13 protein-coding genes are annotated in these 16340 nt (G+C 66.6%); 10 read left to right on the forward strand and 3 right to left on the reverse strand.

What is annotated here, in order from left to right; all coding sequences use genetic code 11:
- The first annotated feature begins 12 nt into the window (after positions 1 to 12).
- From RND78_RS14475 to RND78_RS14510, 8 genes are all read left to right on the forward strand, one after another.
- Entirely contained in the window at positions 13 to 879 is an 867-nt protein-coding gene (locus RND78_RS14475) for an ABC transporter permease (RefSeq protein ID WP_312729691.1), read from the forward strand.
- A 463-nt stretch (positions 880 to 1342) separates the two neighbouring features.
- Positions 1343 to 1699, forward strand: a complete 357-nt coding sequence (locus tag RND78_RS14480; RefSeq protein WP_312729692.1) for a hypothetical protein — start codon at positions 1343 to 1345, stop codon at positions 1697 to 1699.
- Between the two features lie 407 nt (positions 1700 to 2106).
- Positions 2107 to 3195: an LLM class flavin-dependent oxidoreductase gene (locus tag RND78_RS14485; protein WP_312729693.1), complete on the forward strand. Its 1089-nt coding sequence runs from the start codon at positions 2107 to 2109 to the stop codon at positions 3193 to 3195.
- Between the two features lie 70 nt (positions 3196 to 3265).
- On the forward strand, positions 3266 to 4213 hold the full coding sequence (locus RND78_RS14490) for an ABC transporter substrate-binding protein (RefSeq protein WP_312729694.1): 948 nt from the start codon (positions 3266 to 3268) through the stop codon (positions 4211 to 4213).
- On the forward strand, positions 4210 to 5535 hold the full coding sequence (locus tag RND78_RS14495; protein WP_312729696.1) for an LLM class flavin-dependent oxidoreductase: 1326 nt from the start codon (positions 4210 to 4212) through the stop codon (positions 5533 to 5535). Before RND78_RS14490 ends, RND78_RS14495 begins: the two co-directional genes overlap by 4 nt.
- Positions 5536 to 6714, forward strand: coding sequence for an acyl-CoA dehydrogenase family protein (locus RND78_RS14500; protein ID WP_312729698.1), 1179 nt, complete (start codon positions 5536 to 5538; stop codon positions 6712 to 6714).
- A gap of 190 nt (positions 6715 to 6904) precedes the next feature.
- Positions 6905 to 7864 carry an ABC transporter substrate-binding protein gene (locus tag RND78_RS14505; RefSeq protein WP_312729699.1) on the forward strand — a complete coding sequence of 320 codons (960 nt, stop codon included), beginning with the start codon at positions 6905 to 6907 and terminating at the stop codon, positions 7862 to 7864.
- Between the two features lie 74 nt (positions 7865 to 7938).
- Complete coding sequence (locus RND78_RS14510; protein WP_312729700.1) at positions 7939 to 8832, forward strand: LysR family transcriptional regulator; 894 nt, start codon at positions 7939 to 7941, stop codon at positions 8830 to 8832.
- A gap of 52 nt (positions 8833 to 8884) precedes the next feature.
- On the opposite strand, the gene acnA is transcribed toward RND78_RS14510, so the two are convergent.
- Positions 8885 to 11584, reverse strand: a complete 2700-nt coding sequence (gene acnA, locus RND78_RS14515) for an aconitate hydratase AcnA (RefSeq protein WP_312729701.1) — start codon at positions 11582 to 11584, stop codon at positions 8885 to 8887.
- Positions 11585 to 11772: 188 nt separating this feature from the next.
- Between acnA and rlmM the strand changes: the two genes are divergently transcribed.
- Together rlmM and tusA are read left to right on the forward strand one after the other, a co-directional pair.
- A complete protein-coding gene (gene rlmM, locus RND78_RS14520; RefSeq protein ID WP_312729702.1) occupies positions 11773 to 12834 on the forward strand; it encodes a 23S rRNA (cytidine(2498)-2'-O)-methyltransferase RlmM in 1062 nt (353 codons plus the stop codon).
- 57 nt (positions 12835 to 12891) lie between these two features.
- The gene (tusA, locus tag RND78_RS14525) at positions 12892 to 13131 is read left to right on the forward strand and encodes a sulfurtransferase TusA (protein ID WP_312729703.1); all 240 of its coding nucleotides are present in this window, start codon (positions 12892 to 12894) and stop codon (positions 13129 to 13131) included.
- A 264-nt stretch (positions 13132 to 13395) separates the two neighbouring features.
- Here tusA and RND78_RS14530 read toward each other — a convergent pair whose 3' ends face one another.
- Both RND78_RS14530 and RND78_RS14535 read right to left on the reverse strand, forming a co-directional pair.
- Positions 13396 to 14043, reverse strand: a complete 648-nt coding sequence (locus RND78_RS14530) for an SGNH/GDSL hydrolase family protein (RefSeq protein WP_312729704.1) — start codon at positions 14041 to 14043, stop codon at positions 13396 to 13398.
- Positions 14044 to 14132: 89 nt separating this feature from the next.
- Entirely contained in the window at positions 14133 to 16286 is a 2154-nt protein-coding gene (locus RND78_RS14535; RefSeq protein WP_312729705.1) for a mechanosensitive ion channel family protein, read from the reverse strand.
- Between the last annotated feature and the right edge of the window lie 54 nt (positions 16287 to 16340).

The raw sequence follows: 16340 nt of genomic DNA on the forward strand, positions 1-16340 counted from the left end.
GAGGTAGACCCCATGACACGACAGCCCCCGGTACGGGCCGAATACCAACTGGACCTTCCACCCCTGAACGACCTGCCCTTGGCGGTCGAACTGCCGCTCGCCACCCGCCTGTGGAGTCAGGCCTGGCTGCGCAAGCTGGTGATCCTGGCGATCCTCATGCTGGTCTGGGAGGTGGTAGCGCGCTGGCAGGGCAACGACCTGCTGCTGCCCAGTTTCCTGCAGACCGCCGCCGCCTTCTGGGATGGCCTGGTCACCGGGGAATTGCCGGCCAAGGTCGCCATCTCCTTCGGTACCCTGCTCAAGGGCTACCTGCTGGGTGTGGTGCTGGCCCTGGCACTCAGCGCCCTGGCGGTCTCCACCCAGTTTGGCCGCGACCTGCTCGGTACCCTGACCTCCATGTTCAACCCGCTGCCGGCCATCGCCTTGCTGCCCCTGGCGCTGCTCTGGTTCGGCCTGGGCGAGAACAGCCTGGTGTTCGTGCTGGTGCACTCGGTGCTCTGGCCCATGGCGCTGAACACCTACTCGGGTTTTCTCGGCGTTTCCGACACCCTGCGCATGGCCGGACGCAACTACGGTCTCAAGGGCCTGAGATACGTCGGCCTGATCCTCATCCCGGCGGCGTTGCCGGCCATCGTCTCCGGCCTGAAGATCGGCTGGGCCTTCGCCTGGCGCACCCTCATCGCCGCCGAGCTGGTGTTCGGCGCTTCCAGCGGCAAGGGCGGCCTGGGCTGGTACATCTTCCAGAATCGCAACGAACTCTACACCGACCGCGTCTTCGCCGGTCTCGCCGCGGTGATCATCATCGGCCTGCTGGTGGAAGGCCTGGTGTTCGCCACCCTGGAGCGAATGACGGTGAAGAAGTGGGGGATGCAGCGGTAGGGTCATTCTACCAGGCGCTACCTTCGTAGGAGCGGTCCATGGCCGCTATAGCGCCAGATGACCGGTAGCATTGGCTTGGTCGAAAGCGCATGGTCTTTACATCTTCATCGCGGCCATGGGCCGCTCCTACGGGGTAAGAATGCTTCTGTAGGAGCGGCCCATGGCCGCGATAGTGGAGATGGCGTCTCGGGTTTACCTCGCGGCCATGCCGGTCCGCCGATGCGACCGCTCCTACGGAATAGCTATGCTTGAGTCATAGCGCTACTTTCGTAGGAGCCGCTGTCCTATCGCAGCTCCAGGGTCTAGCATCGCCATGTCGACCCGCTGGAGAGTTCTTGCTCATGTACGCCTTCCGCACCGAGCCCCTAACGCCACTGACCGCCTCGTCCTCAGCACCCTGCCTCAGGCGCTAGGCGTATTCGGCCACGGCGTCGGTCTGCTCTTTTCGACAGGAAGGTCATTCATGTCCAGAGAGCTCCTAGGAGTTTCCGCTATCGCCCTGATGATCATGGGCGAAGCCTGCATCATCTATGGTGAACTGGCCGCGGCACGCTTGGCGACTGCGGTCGGTTTCGATTGGCCCGATGCGCTGTTGTTGGCGGGCCTCGCCTGCTTTTCCGGTCTTTGCCTGTTGCTGGCCTACGCCCTGGGCTATCGGGCTACCGGCGACATCTGGCTGGTCGCGGTCGTCTCCATCCTGGTCCTACTGATCTGCGAGCCGGTGCTGATCTGGCTGTTGTTCCAGGAGTTGCCAGGTCGGGGTGCCTTGGTGGGCTTCATCCTCGGTGCTCTGGGGCTGGCCGCTACGGTCTGGCTTTGAAGGTACTCTGTAGGAGTGGCTGGCCAATCGCGGCCATGGGCCGCTCCTACGGGCACGGTGGCTGTGCTCGACCGCGGTTTTCCAGGCTGACCGAGACCGATGTTCGCTCTAATAACCCTCTCTCCCTTTGGCAAAGGGCGGGCTGAGGGCGCCCTTCGTAGCGAACACCTGGTGGAAAAGGCTGCGCCGTTTTCCACGCTACGGCGCTACGGGTAAGAATGCTCCTGTAGGAGCGGCCCATGGCCGCGATTAATGTTACGGTATCCTGATACATGCGAAATTTAAATAAAACTAGAATTAGGATATTCGTATAAGGAATTTCCTTCTTATGCCGCGCCTTCCTAAGGTGGACCCCAGCCAACGCCTTTCCTCAAGGCGCCCCTTCACCTCGGCACGGGATCCATTCCATGAGCGTTCAATTCCTCGGCATGATCGGCCACCGCCTCACCTCGGAGATCATCGCCCCCTCCGGCCCTATCTTCGACAAGGGCTACGTCACTCGTTTCGCCCAGGCCCATGAGCAGGCCGGTTTCGATCGTATCCTGGTCGGCTACTGGTCCGATCAGCCCGATGGCTTCCTGGTGACCGCCCTGGCCGGGCAGGCCACCCGGACCCTCAAGTTCCTGCTGGCTCACCGTCCCGGCTTCGTCGCTCCGACCCTGGCGGCGCGCAAGCTCGCGACCCTCGACCATCTGCTCGACGGCCGCCTGGCGGTGCACATCATCAGCGGCGGCAGCGACGGAGAGCAGCGCAAGGATGGTGACTGGCTCGACCACGACCAGCGCTATGCCCGTACCGAGGAATTCCTCGATGTGGTGCGACAGGAGTGGACCGCTGCCCAGCCCTTCGACCACGAGGGCGAGCACTACCGAGTGGCGAATGGCTTCTCCGCCATCAAGCCGTTGCAGCAGCCGAGCCTGCCGGTCTACTTCGGGGGCTCCTCGCCCGCCGCGCTGCGGGTGGCCGGCAAGCATGCCGACGTCTTCGCGCTGTGGGGCGAATCCCTTGCCCAGACCCGCGAGACCATCGCCACGGTCCGCGCCGAAGCCGCCCGCCACGGTCGCACGCCAAGGTTCAACGTGTCCTTCCGGGTGATCCTCGGCGACACCGAGGACGACGCCTGGGCGAAGGCCGAAGCCATCCGCCAGCAGGCCAAGGCACGCCTGGCGGCCGACGGCGCCGTGCATCCGGCCAAGCCGGAAGCGGTCGGGGCCCAGCGTCTGCGCGACACCGTGGCCCTGGGCGACCGCGTGGATCGTCGCCTCTGGACCGGCATCGCCGCCCTGGTGGGCGGCGGGCACAACTCCACCGCTTTGGTGGGCACCGCCGAGCAGGTCGCCGATGCCCTGCTGGATTACTACGACCTGGGCGTCGACAGCTTCCTGATCCGCGGCTTCGATCCGCTCAACGACGCCATCGAATACGGTCGCGAGCTGATCCCCCTGACGCGTGAGAAGGTCGCCGCGCGCCTGGCCGGCGCCCGTCGCACCGGCTGAAGCCTTCTGGCCAACCTACCGCGCGACCGTACCCACGGAGCGCTCCCGAGCCCTTCGAGGAGACGCCTTCGTGATCAAGGGATTGCTATTCGCCGCCGGCCTGCTGGCCGGTACCTCCGCCAGCCTGGCCCAGGCGGTCACCCTCACCATCGGTGACCAGTTCTACTACAGCAGTACCCTGCTGGAGCAGGCCGGTGAGTTGAAGGACCTGCCGTACGAGATCCAGTGGAAGAGATTCAATGCCGGCGGGCCGGTGGTGGAGGCGCTCAACGTCGGCTCTATTGACCTGGGCATCGTCGGCGACACGCCGGTGATCGCCCTGGCCGCCCGCGGTGGACCGGTCAAGGTGGTGGCGGTGACCCGCAATCGCCCGGACGGCACCGCCATCGTGGTCGGCAAGAATTCACCCATCAAGACGGTGGCGGATCTGGCCGGCAAGCGCGTGGCCATCTGGAAGGGCTCCTGGAGCCAGCAACTGGTCTACTCGGCGCTGGAACAGGCCGGGCTGCCCAGCGATGCGCCGCGCTACAGCTACCTGATGCCCACCGAGGCGGTAGCCGCCTTGAGCCAGGGCACGCTCGACGCCACCGCCACCTGGGAGCCCTACGTGAGCATGGTGGAGCGCCAGGGTGGACGGGTGCTGGTCACCGCCAAGGACCTGATGCCGGCCCCGGTCTACGTGGTAGCCAACACCCAGCACCTGGACGAGAACCGCGCCGCCATCGGCGATTTCGTCGCCCGCCTGCAACGCGCCCGTAGTTGGGCCCGCGACCACGTCGATGCCTACGCCCAGGCCTGGGCCAAGCGCAACAACTCCGATCCGGCCATCGCCGAACGCTGGTTCCGCCGCGATGCCACCTGGGTCGAGCCGATCAGCGCCCAGACCCTCAGCGATGGTCAGAAGACCGCCGATTTCCTGGTCAAGGCGGGGGTGCTGCAACAGCCCTACGACGTCCAGTCGCTCTATGACCAGAGCTTCAATCGTTATCTGCAGACGCCCCGGGAGGCCAGCCGATGAGTCGCCAACTGCACCTCGCCGGCTTCCTGCTGGCCGGTCCCGTCGTCCATAGCCATGCCGTCTGGCGCCACCCCGAGACCCAGGGCGACTTCCTCGACCCGGACTACTACGTGCGTGCGGCCAAGGCCCTGGAGGAAGGGCTGTTCGATTTCCTGTTCTTCGCCGACCGCCTGGCCGTGGGCGACCAGCTTGGCGGCTCGCGGGAAACCGCCCTGCGCCTGGGCGCCCAGGACGCCACCCGCCTCGATCCGCTGCCGCTACTGTCCTATCTGGTCGCCCATACCCGCCACCTCGGCCTGGGCTGTACTCGCTCCACCACCTACTACGAGCCGGCCCATGTCGCCCGGGCCTTCGCCACCCTCGATCACCTGTCCCGCGGGCGCGCCGCCTGGAACATCGTCACCTCGATGAACGACAGCGAAGGCCGGTTGTTCGGCAAGGATCGCCATCTGGAGCACGACCTGCGCTACGACCGCGCCGACGAATTCGTCGAGGTGGCGGTAAAGCTCTGGCGCAGCTGGGGTCCGCAGGCCCTGCACCTGGATCGGGAAGCCGGGGTGCTGGCCGATCCAGCGCAGGTTCGCGCTCTGAATCACCAGGGCGACTGGTTCCGCGTGGAAGGCCCGCTCAATATCCCGCGCAGCCCCCAGGGCCGCCCCGTGCTGATCCAGGCCGGTTCCAGCGGCCGCGGACGGCGCTTCGGCGCGCGCTGGGCGGAGGCCATCTTCACCATCCAGCCGAACCTCGCCGCCATGTGTGCCTTTCGCGACGACGTGCGCCGTCAGGTGCTGGAGCAGGGGCGCTCTCCCGATGGCTGCAAGATCCTCACCTCGGTAATGCCCTTCATCGGTGGCAGCGAGGCTGAGGCCCGCGCCAAGCAGGAAAGGCACAACGCCCTGGCGCAGCCCGAGGTCGGGCTGATCACCCTCTGCTCGCAGCTCAACATCGACCTGTCCCGCTTCACCCTGGATACCCCGCTGGGCGCGGTGGCCGAGGCAGGCGATCTGCCGCCGGCCGCGGTCGAGAAGCTCTCGGCGTTCGGACTCCAGACCACCCTGGCCGAACTCGGCCGCAGCTACGCTGCCAGCGTGCGGGTGCCGCAGCTGGTGGGCACCGGCGCCCAGATCGCCGAGCAACTGGTCGAGTTGTTCGAAGCCGGCGGGTGCGATGGCTTCGTGATTTCCCCCGGCTATCTGCCGGGTTCCTTCGTCGAGTTCAGCGAGAGCGTGGTGCCGCACCTGCAGCGCCGCGGCCTGTTCCGGCGCCACTACCAGGGCGAGACCCTGAGAGACCACCTGGGCCTCGGCCCGCTGGAGGACTAGATGAGCACGATCAAGGATGCCGAGGGCTGGCTGGCCCTGGCCCGCGAAATAGGCGCGGAGTTCGCCGCCCGGGTAGTGGCCGACGAGCGCGACCGGGTCCGCCCCGATGCCCAGTTGCAGAGACTCAAGGACAGCGGCCTGACCAAGGTGCTGATCCCCACGCGGCTTGGCGGCGCCGGCCAGCCCTGGTCGCTGGCCACGCGGGTGTTGCGCGAGATCGCCGCCGGTGACGGCTCGGTGGGCCTGCTCTTTGGCTACCACCTGCTCAACACCATCAACCTGCGCCGCGAGCCCCAGCCGCGGCGTGATCGTTTGCTCGCAGAGATCGCCGAAGGCCGGCTATGGCTGGCCGGGGTGGTCAATCCACGCGATGACGACATTCTCGCCACCCCTGTCGACGGCGGCTATCGCCTGACCGGGCGCAAGGGGTTCTGCAGCGGCGCCGCCTTCGCCGACCGCCTCGCCATCAGCGCCCGCGACCGGGAGAGCGGGGCGCGCCTGATGGTCACCCTGCCAGCGGACCGCCCCGGGCTGGCCTACGCCGACGACTGGGATCACTTCGGGGTGGCGCGCAGCGACAGCGGCAGTTTCACCCTTGCCGACGTCTGGGTCAGCACCGAGGAAGCCCAGGTCTGCGACCTGGAAGATGCCGGTGACTTCGCTGCGGTGATTCGCACGCCGGTCAACCAGTCTGCCTTTACCCAGTACTACCTCGGCGCCGCCCAGGGGGTTCTGCGCGAGGCGCGGCGCTATCTCCAGGAAGAGGCGCGGCCTTGGGTGCATTCCCTGGCCGCCACGGCCAGCGAGGATCAACTGGTGTTGAGCCAGATGGGCGAACTCTGGATCGCCCTGCAGGGTGCCGTGGCCCTGGCCGATGTCGCCGCGCGGCAGGTGGACGCCTTGCTGTACGCCGATGACGCCTTCACCGCCGAGCTGCGCGGCGAGACGGCCATCAGCGTGGCCAGTGCCAAGGTGCTGGCGGCCCGTACCGCCCTGGACGTCACCACCCGAGTGTTCGATGCCCTGGGCGCCCGCGCCACCCATAACCGCCTGGGCCTGGATCGCTTCTGGCGCGATGTGCGCACCCACAGCCTGCACGATCCCCTGGCCTACAAGGTGCTGGAGGTCGGCCGCTATGCGGTGAATGGCCAGTATCCCGGCATCCGTGCCTATACCTGACTCAAAGTCTGCTGCGCGTCGGCCAAATGGCGTTGAAAAGACCCTGGGTCGCCAGCCCGGTCGGAGTGCTCATTTACCCTTCGTAAACTCGTTCGCGAGCCCGGTCCGCTTCCTCAGGTCTTTTCGTGGGGCCGCCTAGGCCTTGTTGTCTCTAGCTCGCGAGCCTTTGAATAAGCACTAAGGAATTCCCATGCTGCGCAAAACCCTCGTGAGTCTCACCCTCAGCCTGCTGGCCGCCGCCCAGGCAGTGGCCACCACCCTGGTAGTAGGCGACCAAAGTTACAACACCCGCACCGTGATGGACGCGGCAGGAGTACTGCAGGGCCTGCCGTACCAACTGGAGTGGAAGCAATTCACCGCCGGCTCGCCGGTGGCCGAGGCGCTCAACGTCGGCAGCCTCGACCTCGGACTGCTCGGTGATTCGCCTGCATTGTTCCTCGGCGCCCTGGGCGCGCCGATCAAGGTGGTCGCCATCAGCCGCCAGAGCCTGGATGGGGTGGCGGTGCTGGTGCGGGGCGATTCGAGCATCCAGCGCCTGGCAGATCTGCCGGGCAAGACGGTAGCCCTCTGGAAGGGCTCCTGGAGCCAGCAACTGGTGCTGTCCGCCCTCGATCGCGCCGGGGTGCCGCGCGACCAGGTGACCTTCCGCTACCTCAACGCCCTGGATGCCTCCCACGCCCTGGAAGGCGGCTCGGTGGACGCCATCGCCACCTGGGAACCCTATGTCACCCAGGCCCAGCGCCATGGCGCCCGGGTGCTCACCACCGCCGAAGGCCTGATCCCGGCGCAGAGCTTCGTGGTCGCCAGCCAAGGGGCGCTGGGCGATGCTGCCAAGCATCAGGCTATCGCCGACTTCCTCCAGCGCCTGCAAAGAGCCCGCACCTGGGCCAACGCCGATCCCGAACACACGGCCCGCTACGCCAGTACCTGGGCCGAGCGCACCCGCGCCGACGCCGCCATCGCCCAGGCCTGGTTCGCCCGGGCGCGCACCCGTGTCGGGCCGGTCACCCCGGCGGCCATCGCCGAGGCGCAGCGCACCGTCGACTTCTTCGCCAGCGAAGGGCTGGTCAAGGGCTATGACGCCAGCCGGCTGTTCTACGACGGCTTCGGCAGCAGTCTGGCGCCGCCAGCACAGACGGCGCAGCGCTGAGCCCAACACCGATGAGGAGCCGTTGCGTTATGCTTGGGGCGCATGTCCATCAGCCGGAACTCAGACGCCTCTTCATGAAGACCGACGATATCGAAGCCTTCGTCGCGGTGATCCGCAGCGGCTCCCTCAATGCCGCCGCCCTGTCCCTCGGGCTTACCCAGCCGGCCATCACCCGACGCCTGCAGAGTCTGGAGCAGGACCTGGGCGTCGAGTTGCTCGACCGCCACACCAAGCCGCTCAAGCCGACGCGCCTGGGCCAGGAAGTCTATGCTCACTGCCGTGCCATCCTGCGCGAGATGGATGCCCTGTGCGAGCGGGTGGCGGGTGATGCCCCGCCGTCCGGACTGCTGCGCCTGGGTGTGCCCCAGACCCTGGGCGATGCCCTGTTGCTGGAGGCCGTCAAGGATATCCGCACCCGCTACCCGGCGCTGCGCACCCAGGTGGCGACCGGTTGGGGCAGCGTACTGGTCAGCCGTATCGAACATGGCGAGCTTGATGGCGCCCTGGTGCTGTTTCCGGCCAACAAGGTGTTTCCCGAAGGCATCCAGGCCCAGCCCCTGGGCGCCATGCCCTTGCAGGTGGTCTGCGCCCGCGGCCAGGCCCCAACCAAGCCACAAAGGTTGGCCGATATCCAGGAACAGGGTTGGGTACTCAATCCCGACGGCTGCGGCTTTCGCGCCAGTCTGCAGCGCACCTTGGCGGAGCAGGGCCAGGCGCTGCGCATCAACCTGGAGACCTACGGTACCGAACTCCAGCTCGGCCTGGTGGCCGACGGCCAGGGCCTTGGCCTGGTCCCGGCACCGCTGCTGGCCCGCAGCGCCCATCGCGAGCGCCTGGCGGCGGTACCGCTGAAGGACTTCAAGCCGGAGATCCAGCTGTGGCTGATCCACCCACGTTTTCTCGGGCCGTTGCAGGAGGTGGTCGAGGGGTTCGGGCGAGGTGCAGGCCGGTTGTTGGCGACCTCCTGACGGCAAAACGCCCGGCAGCCAGGCTGCCGGGCGTTGCCATGGCCCCCCTTGGTCAGGCCGCCGGCTTGGCCAGGAACTCCCGCAGCACGTAGTGCAGGATACCGCCGGCCTTGAAGTAGCTCACTTCGTTGACCGTATCGATGCGGCAGAGCACCTCGACGCTTTCCAGGCTGCCGTCCTCGCGGGTGATCTCCAGGGTCAGCGGCATGCGCGGACGCAACTCGACGCCGTCGATCCCCAGCACGGCGATCTTCTCCTGGCCGGTCAGCCCCAGGGACTTGCGGTCCACGCCATCCTTGAACTGCAACGGCAGCACGCCCATGCCGACCAGGTTGGATCGGTGAATGCGCTCGAAGCTCTCGGCGACCACGGCCTTGACGCCTAGCAGGTTGGTGCCCTTGGCCGCCCAGTCACGGGAAGAGCCAGTGCCGTATTCCTTGCCGGCGATGATCACCAGCGGGGTGTTTTCCAGCTCGTACTTCATGGCCGCGTCATAGATCGACAGCTTTTCGCCGCTGGGGACGTGGATGGTGTTGCCGCCTTCCTCGCCACCGAGCATCTCGTTCTTGATGCGGATATTGGCGAAAGTGCCTCTCATCATGACTTCGTGATTGCCGCGGCGAGAACCATAGGAGTTGAAGTCGGCATAGGCCACGCCATGCTCGGCCAGGTAGCGGCCGGCGGGGCTGTCCTTCTTGATGTTGCCGGCGGGGGAGATGTGGTCAGTGGTCACCGAATCGCCCAGCAGCGCCAGGATGCGCGCGTCGTGGATGTCGGCGATGCGCGGTGGATCACCGGCGATGCCTTCGAAGAACGGCGGATTCTGGATGTAGGTGGAGTCGGCATCCCAGACATAGGTTTCGGCGTCCGGCACCTGGATGGCCTGCCACTTCTCGTCACCGTCGAACACGGCGCCGTATTGCTTGTGGAACATGGCGGTGTCGAGCTTCTGCACGGCCTCGGCCACTTCCTGCTGGCTGGGCCAGACGTCCTTCAGGTAGACCGGCTGGCCATCGTTGCCGGTGCCCAGCGGCTCCTTGGTCAGATCGACCTTCACGCTGCCGGCCAGGGCATAGGCCACCACCAGCGGCGGCGAGGCCAGCCAGTTGGTCTTGACTAGCGGATGCACCCGACCTTCGAAGTTGCGATTGCCGGAGAGCACCGACGCCACGGTGAGGTCGGCGTCCTGGATGGCTTTCTCGATGGGGTCGAGCAGCGGGCCGGAGTTGCCGATGCAGGTGGTGCAGCCGTAGCCCACCAGGTCGAAGCCCAGGTCGTTGAGATAGGGGGTGAGGCCCGCGGCGTTGTAGTAGTCGGTCACCACCTTGGAACCGGGGGCCAGGGACGACTTGACCCAGGGCTTGCGCATCAGGCCCTTCTCGGCGGCCTTCTTCGCCAGCAAGCCGGCCGCCATCATGACGCTGGGGTTGGACGTGTTGGTACAGGAGGTGATGGCGGCGATGACCACGGCGCCGTCTTCCAGCTGGAAGGTCTCGCCATCGAGTTGCACCTCGACGCTGCTACCGGCCTTGGCCGCATCGGCTTTCTTCGGCGCCAGGGCAGTGAAATCGCCGAAGGCCTTGGCCACTTCGCCGAGCAGCACGCGATCCTGGGGCCGCTTGGGGCCGGCCAGGCTGGACTGGACTTCGCCCATGTCCAGTTCGAGCACGTCGGTGAATACCGGCTCGTCACCGGGATTGCGCCACAGCCCTTGGGCCTGGGTATAGGCCTCCACCAGCTGTACGGTTTCTTCGGGGCGGCCGGACAGGCGCAGGTAGTCCAGGGTGATCTGGTCCACCGGGAAGAAGCCGCAGGTGGCGCCGTACTCGGGAGCCATGTTGCCGATGGTGGCGCGGTCGGCCAGGGGCAGGGTGGCCAGGCCGTCGCCGAAGAATTCGACGAACTTGCCTACCACGCCCTTCTTGCGCAGCATCTGGGTCACGGTCAGCACCAGGTCGGTGGCGGTAATGCCCTCGCGCAGCTTGCCGGTGAGCTTGAAGCCCACTACCTCGGGGATCAGCATGGACACCGGTTGGCCGAGCATGGCCGCTTCGGCCTCGATGCCGCCCACGCCCCAGCCCAGCACGCCCAGGCCGTTGATCATGGTGGTGTGGGAATCGGTACCCACCAGGGTGTCGGGGAAGGCGTAGGTCTTGCCATCTTCTTCCTTGGTCCAGACGCTGCGGCCCAGGTATTCCAGGTTGACCTGGTGGCAGATGCCGGTGCCCGGCGGGACCACACGGAAGTTGTCGAAGGCGTTCTGGCCCCAGCGCAGGAAGGCGTAGCGCTCACCGTTGCGCTCCATTTCGATCTCGACATTCTCGTGGTAGGCGTTCTCGCTGGCGTAGCGGTCCACCATCACCGAGTGGTCGATGACCAGGTCGACGGGAGAGAGCGGATTGATCCGCTGCGGATCGCCGCCGGCCTTGGCCACGGCTTCGCGCATGGCGGCCAGGTCGACCACCGCCGGTACGCCGGTGAAGTCCTGCATCAGCACTCGCGCCGGGAGATACTGGATTTCGCGGTCGGCGGAGCGGGTCTTGGTCCAGTCGGCCAGGGCCTGGAGGTCCTCGCCGGTGACGGTCTGGTTGTCTTCCCAGCGCAGCAGGTTCTCCAGCAGCACCTTGAGCGACTTGGGTAGCTGATCGAGGTTGCCCAGGGTCTTGGCGGCGTCGGGCAGGCTGTAGTAGTGATAGGTGCGCTCGCCGACCTGCAGGGTCTTGAGGCTGTTGAGGCTATCCAGGGCTGGCATCAGGGGTCTCCTTATCGACGGTTGCCCGCTGGCCGTTCGGGCTCGAAAAAGGCAGGAGACCCGAACCAGCACTGTGCGGACTGATTTTTCTAGGTGTAGTACTGGACCGATAGGCGGCGCTGGCGTTCCCCAGCGGGCGCGCTGGGGTATAGTGCGCGCCCTGCGTGACCCCTTGAGGAAGCTCCGTCGTGAACACCCTGTTGCTGCTGTGCCGTACCGGATTCGAAGGCGAGGTCTGCGCCGAGCTCGGCGAGCGGGCAGCATTGCTCGGTGTGGCTGGCTACGCCAAGGGCAAGCCTGGCGCGGCCTATGCCGAATTCGTCTGCGGCGACGCGACCGGTGCGGCCCGGCTGATGCAAAACATCGAGTTCTCCAGGCTGATCTTTCCCCGCCAGTGGTCCCGTGGCGCCTTTCTCGGCTTGCCCGAGCAGGATCGCATCGGCCCGCTGCTGGAGCTGCTGGCCAGCTATCCTGTCTGCGGCAGCCTGGCCCTGGAGATGCCCGATACCAACGACGGCAAGGCGCTCTCCACCTTCTGCAAGAAATTCGAGCGTCCCCTGACCCTCGCCCTGCGCAAGGCCGGTCGCCTGGTGGATGATGCCCAGGCGCCGCGGCTGCAGCTGACCTTCCTCAGCGGGCGCGAAGTCTTCGTCGGCCTGGTCGAGCCGGACAACGCGGCGCTCTGGCCCATGGGCATTCCACGGCTGAGGTTTCCCCGCGAGGCACCCAGTCGCTCCACGCTCAAGCTGGAAGAGGCCTGGCACCACTTCATCCCCCGCGCCGAGTGGGAAACCCGGCTGTCGTCCGAGATGCGCGCCGTCGACCTGGGCGCCGCCCCCGGTGGCTGGACCTGGCAACTGGTGGCCCGCGAGATGCTGGTGACGGCGGTGGACAACGGTCCCATGAACGAGGCGCTGATGGACACCGGCCTCGTCGAGCACCTGCAGGTCGACGGCTACGCCTTCGTCCCCAAGCGACCGGTGGATTGGATGGTCTGCGACATCGTCGAGAAGCCCGCCCGCACTGCGGCGCTGATCGAACGCTGGATCGGCGAGGGTCATTGCCGCGAGGCGGTGGTCAATCTCAAGCTGCCGATGAAGCAGCGCTATCGCGAAGTGGCCGGTATCCTCGAACGCTTGCACGACCATTTCGAAGGTCGCGGCCAGCGCGTCACCATCGGCTGCAAGCAGCTCTACCACGACCGTGAAGAAGTGACCTGTCATTTGCGCCGGCTGGATCGGAAACCCTAATCCTCCTTCAGGCTCTCAATGCAGATAGCCGCAACCGTTTTACCTCTTGGAGACTCCATGACCCTCGAAGCCGATGCCACCCTCGACGCCAGCGGGCTGAATTGCCCGGAGCCGGTGATGATGCTGCACAACAAGGTGCGCGACATCGCCCCTGGCGCCCTGCTCAAGGTCATCGCCACCGATCCTTCCACCCAGCGCGACATCCCCAAGTTCTGCGTCTTCCTCGGCCATGAGCTGGTGGAGCGTAGCGAGGCGGAAGGGCACTATCTGTACTGGATTCGCAAGAAGGTGGAATGAGCCCGGCTCCCGCGGCTGTCGCGGACCAGGCTGTGCCGTTGTCCACGCTACCGGACCAAGCTACCTCACAGCCCTGGTAGGAGCGGCCCATGGCCGCGATGAGGAATCAGCCTTGGCATTGAGTGCACGCACATGATCCACGCTTATCGCGGCCATGGGCCGCTCCTACGGGAACCTGGTACCGCGATGCTGGATGTACACCCGTAGCGTGGAAAACCGCGCAGCGTTTTCCACCCTCGGGCCCCGAAGTCGTGGAAGTCTGCGCTACCCCGCCACGCGCCTTACGATACCTACCAGATGCTCTCCCAACCGCCGATGCTGGTCAGCCTCGAAATGCACGCCGTCCACCGGGCTCACCTGGATGATCTCGCCAGCATCGACGAAGACCGCGCCCTGGGCTTCCGCTACCTGGCGATAGCGCTCGGCCAGCCGGCGCGACTTGACGGCGCCGCCGGCGAAGAGCTCGCCGAGAAAGCCGACTTCCTCGATGGGTGCCGGCGCCAGGACGATCAGCTTGGGCGTGGTGCCGTCCGGGCCGGCGTTGCAGCGCCCGATCTCTTCCAGCAGCACCTGCAGCGCGCTGGCGATGTCCGCTGGCGTCACCGAAAGACGGGCCTTCAGGTCGTTGGTGCCCAGCATCAGGATGAGTACATCCACCGGTAGCTGGCTCTCCAGGCAAGGCCGCAGGTAGCTCAGGCCGTTCTTATGATGACCATCGATAGGGTCGTCATGCACCGTGGTGCGGGCGGGCAGGCCTTCCTCGATCACCCGCCAGTGGTGACCCAGGCCGCGGGCCAGCACGCCGGTCCAGCGCTCGTCCCAGCCGAAGCGTTCCAGCACGCCGGGCTGGGTGAGGGGGCGGGTGCCGTGGGTATTGGAGTCGCCGTAGCAGAGCAGGGTACGCGGGGGCATGAAGGGACCTCGTCAGGGCAGGAGGTCTTTCACCCTAGAAGCTTTTCCAGCCTGCCGCGATGACCGGCAGTCGCACTGGCGAAGCGCGCCTAGCCTTCACTCGGCGTTTCGCCGCCCCGCATCGCCTGATCCAGCGGCGAGCCGCCTACCTCGTAGCGTACGTTCATGCGCGGCGAGGCCAGTTCGATGCCGGCGTCGTCCAGGTGGCGCTTGAGGCGCAGATTGAAGGCGCGCGAGACCTCCCATTGCTTGATCGGCGCGGTCTTGAAGCGAAAACGCAGGATGGCCATGCCGGAGTCGAAGCTTTCCACGCCCTGCAATTCCAGCGGTGACCAGATGTCCCGGCCCATCAATGGGTCCTGGCGCAGCGAACGGCCCACCTCCTGGACCATCTCGATGGCCTTGTCCACCGACAGCGCCTGGGGAATCGGCAGGCGGAAGATGGCGTAGCCGAACTGCCGCGAGTAGTTCTGGATGCTCTTGATCTCGCTGAAGGGAATGGTGTGGACGATGCCGTCGATGTCCCTCAGGCGCACGGTGCGGATGGTCAGGCCTTCGACGGTACCCAGGTGGTTGCCCACGTCGACGTAGTCGCCGATGGCCAGGGAGTCCTCGATGATGATGAACAGCCCGGTGATGAGGTCGGCCACCAGGCTCTGCGCACCGAAGCCCACCGCCAGGCCGATGACGCCGGCGCCGGCCAGCAGCGGGGTGACGTTCACCCCCATGTTGGCCAGGGCGACGATCAGGGCGATGACGAAGATGGTCAGGAACAGCACGTTGCGGATCAGCGGCAACATGGTCTGGGCGCGGGCGTTGTTGGGACTCACGCGATGCAGGTTGAGGCCGCGGTGGATGGCGGTGTCGGCCAGGATCCACACCAGCCAGGCCAGCAGCAGGGTACCGCCCAGGCCGAAGAACTTGCTGGCGATCTCATGCCCGTCGCCCTGGCTGAATCTGAGCAGTGAGACGTCCCAGGCACGCAGCGCCAGCTCGATGCCCGTCAGCCAGATGCCGATGCCTAGTACCAACGCGAAGAAGGATCGCAGCCGCTCGGCATAGGCCTCCTGGATACGGCCGTGATGGCGGCGCCGCAGCAGCCGCGCCCGCACCAGGGCATTCAGGCCCAGGGCGGCGCCCAGCAGTACCGCGCTGAGCAGGGCGCGGCGCAGGGCGTCGCTGGTATCGCCGGCGGAGACGAAGGTGGCCACCACCGAAACCGCCACCAGGATCAGCAGCGGCAGGTGCCAGAGCCGGGCGATCAGGTGGCGCACGCCCTGCAGGCCATGCAGCGCCTGGCGCTTGGCCAGCGGCTGGTTGCGGATCAGGTGGGCGATGGGACGGCGGAATCTCAGCACGAACTGGGCGCTGAGCAGCGCGGCGCAGACGTTGGCGGCGATGGCGATGACCGCGGCCAGGTGTGGCCCGAGGGTCTCGGCCAGGTGCGGATCGCTGGCCACGCCGCCCAGGGCAGCCAGGCTGCCGATGATCCACAGCGGACGGAAGGCGCGCCGCCGCAGGATCAAGAGGGCCCGGTTGCGGTGGGCGCCGCTGGGCAGCGAGCAGATGATCACCACCGTGGCGGCGAACAGCGGGCCCGTCACCGCGGCGTAGGCAAGGGTCACGGCCACCGTCTTGCCCAGGGAGTCCGGCAGCCAGAGCGACACCAGCAGGGTGAGGACGAAGGCCACCAGCCAGGGCGCCAGTTTGCGCAGGGCGAAACGCACCAGGTCCAGGGGGCGGGGCCTGAGCGGCAGCTCCTCGGACAGTCCGAATCTCACCCGCAGCCGATGGCTGAGGCTCTTGAGACCCAGGGCGCAGCCGGCCCAGAAGGCCAGGGTGATGATGAATCCCGACAGCAGATTCAGGCGTTGCTCGGGCGCCGGTACCAGCGCCGCCAGCTCGGCGCCGGCCTGCTCCAGCTGGAACTGCCAGCGCTCGCGCAGGTTGTCGCGTTGCAACTGCTGCTCGACCACGGTCAGGGTGTCGGTGATCAGGCCGATCACGCCCTGGGAGGCGCTCGGCTCCGCCTGGGCCTGGGCGGCCTGCAGCTTCTTCAGGTCCCCCAGCAGGCGATTGCGCTGCTGGTCGCTTTCCAGGGTCTTGATGACCTGGTCCAGGGACTGGCCGAACTGGGGGTCGACCTGGTCCTTCTGGGTGGTCGGCAGGCCCGGTATGGCCGCCTGTGCCGGACCGATGAGGATGAAGCAAAGACAGAACAACTGTAGCAGGCGAAAGATCATCGCAGCCGCACTCTCGCGAAAGGAGGAAACGCTCGTCTTGGACGGCGCGGGGCC

It is taken from the genome of Pseudomonas oryzihabitans, from assembly GCF_032027545.1.
Taxonomy (GTDB): domain Bacteria; phylum Pseudomonadota; class Gammaproteobacteria; order Pseudomonadales; family Pseudomonadaceae; genus Chryseomonas; species Chryseomonas oryzihabitans_F.

Bases quoted from the DNA above. Each gene is read 5' to 3' on its own strand.
- RND78_RS14475 (WP_312729691.1), top strand. From the start codon at position 13: ATGACACGACAGCCCCCGGTACGGGCCGAATACCAACTGGACCTTCCA.
- RND78_RS14480 (WP_312729692.1), top strand. From the start codon at position 1,343: ATGTCCAGAGAGCTCCTAGGAGTTTCCGCTATCGCCCTGATGATCATG.
- RND78_RS14485 (WP_312729693.1), top strand. From the start codon at position 2,107: ATGAGCGTTCAATTCCTCGGCATGATCGGCCACCGCCTCACCTCGGAG.
- RND78_RS14495 (WP_312729696.1), top strand. From the start codon at position 4,210: ATGAGTCGCCAACTGCACCTCGCCGGCTTCCTGCTGGCCGGTCCCGTC.
- RND78_RS14500 (WP_312729698.1), top strand. From the start codon at position 5,536: ATGAGCACGATCAAGGATGCCGAGGGCTGGCTGGCCCTGGCCCGCGAA.
- RND78_RS14505 (WP_312729699.1), top strand. From the start codon at position 6,905: ATGCTGCGCAAAACCCTCGTGAGTCTCACCCTCAGCCTGCTGGCCGCC.
- RND78_RS14510 (WP_312729700.1), top strand. From the start codon at position 7,939: ATGAAGACCGACGATATCGAAGCCTTCGTCGCGGTGATCCGCAGCGGC.
- acnA (WP_312729701.1), bottom strand. From the start codon at position 11,584: ATGCCAGCCCTGGATAGCCTCAACAGCCTCAAGACCCTGCAGGTCGGC.
- tusA (WP_312729703.1), top strand. From the start codon at position 12,892: ATGACCCTCGAAGCCGATGCCACCCTCGACGCCAGCGGGCTGAATTGC.
- RND78_RS14530 (WP_312729704.1), bottom strand. From the start codon at position 14,043: ATGCCCCCGCGTACCCTGCTCTGCTACGGCGACTCCAATACCCACGGC.
- RND78_RS14535 (WP_312729705.1), bottom strand. From the start codon at position 16,286: ATGATCTTTCGCCTGCTACAGTTGTTCTGTCTTTGCTTCATCCTCATC.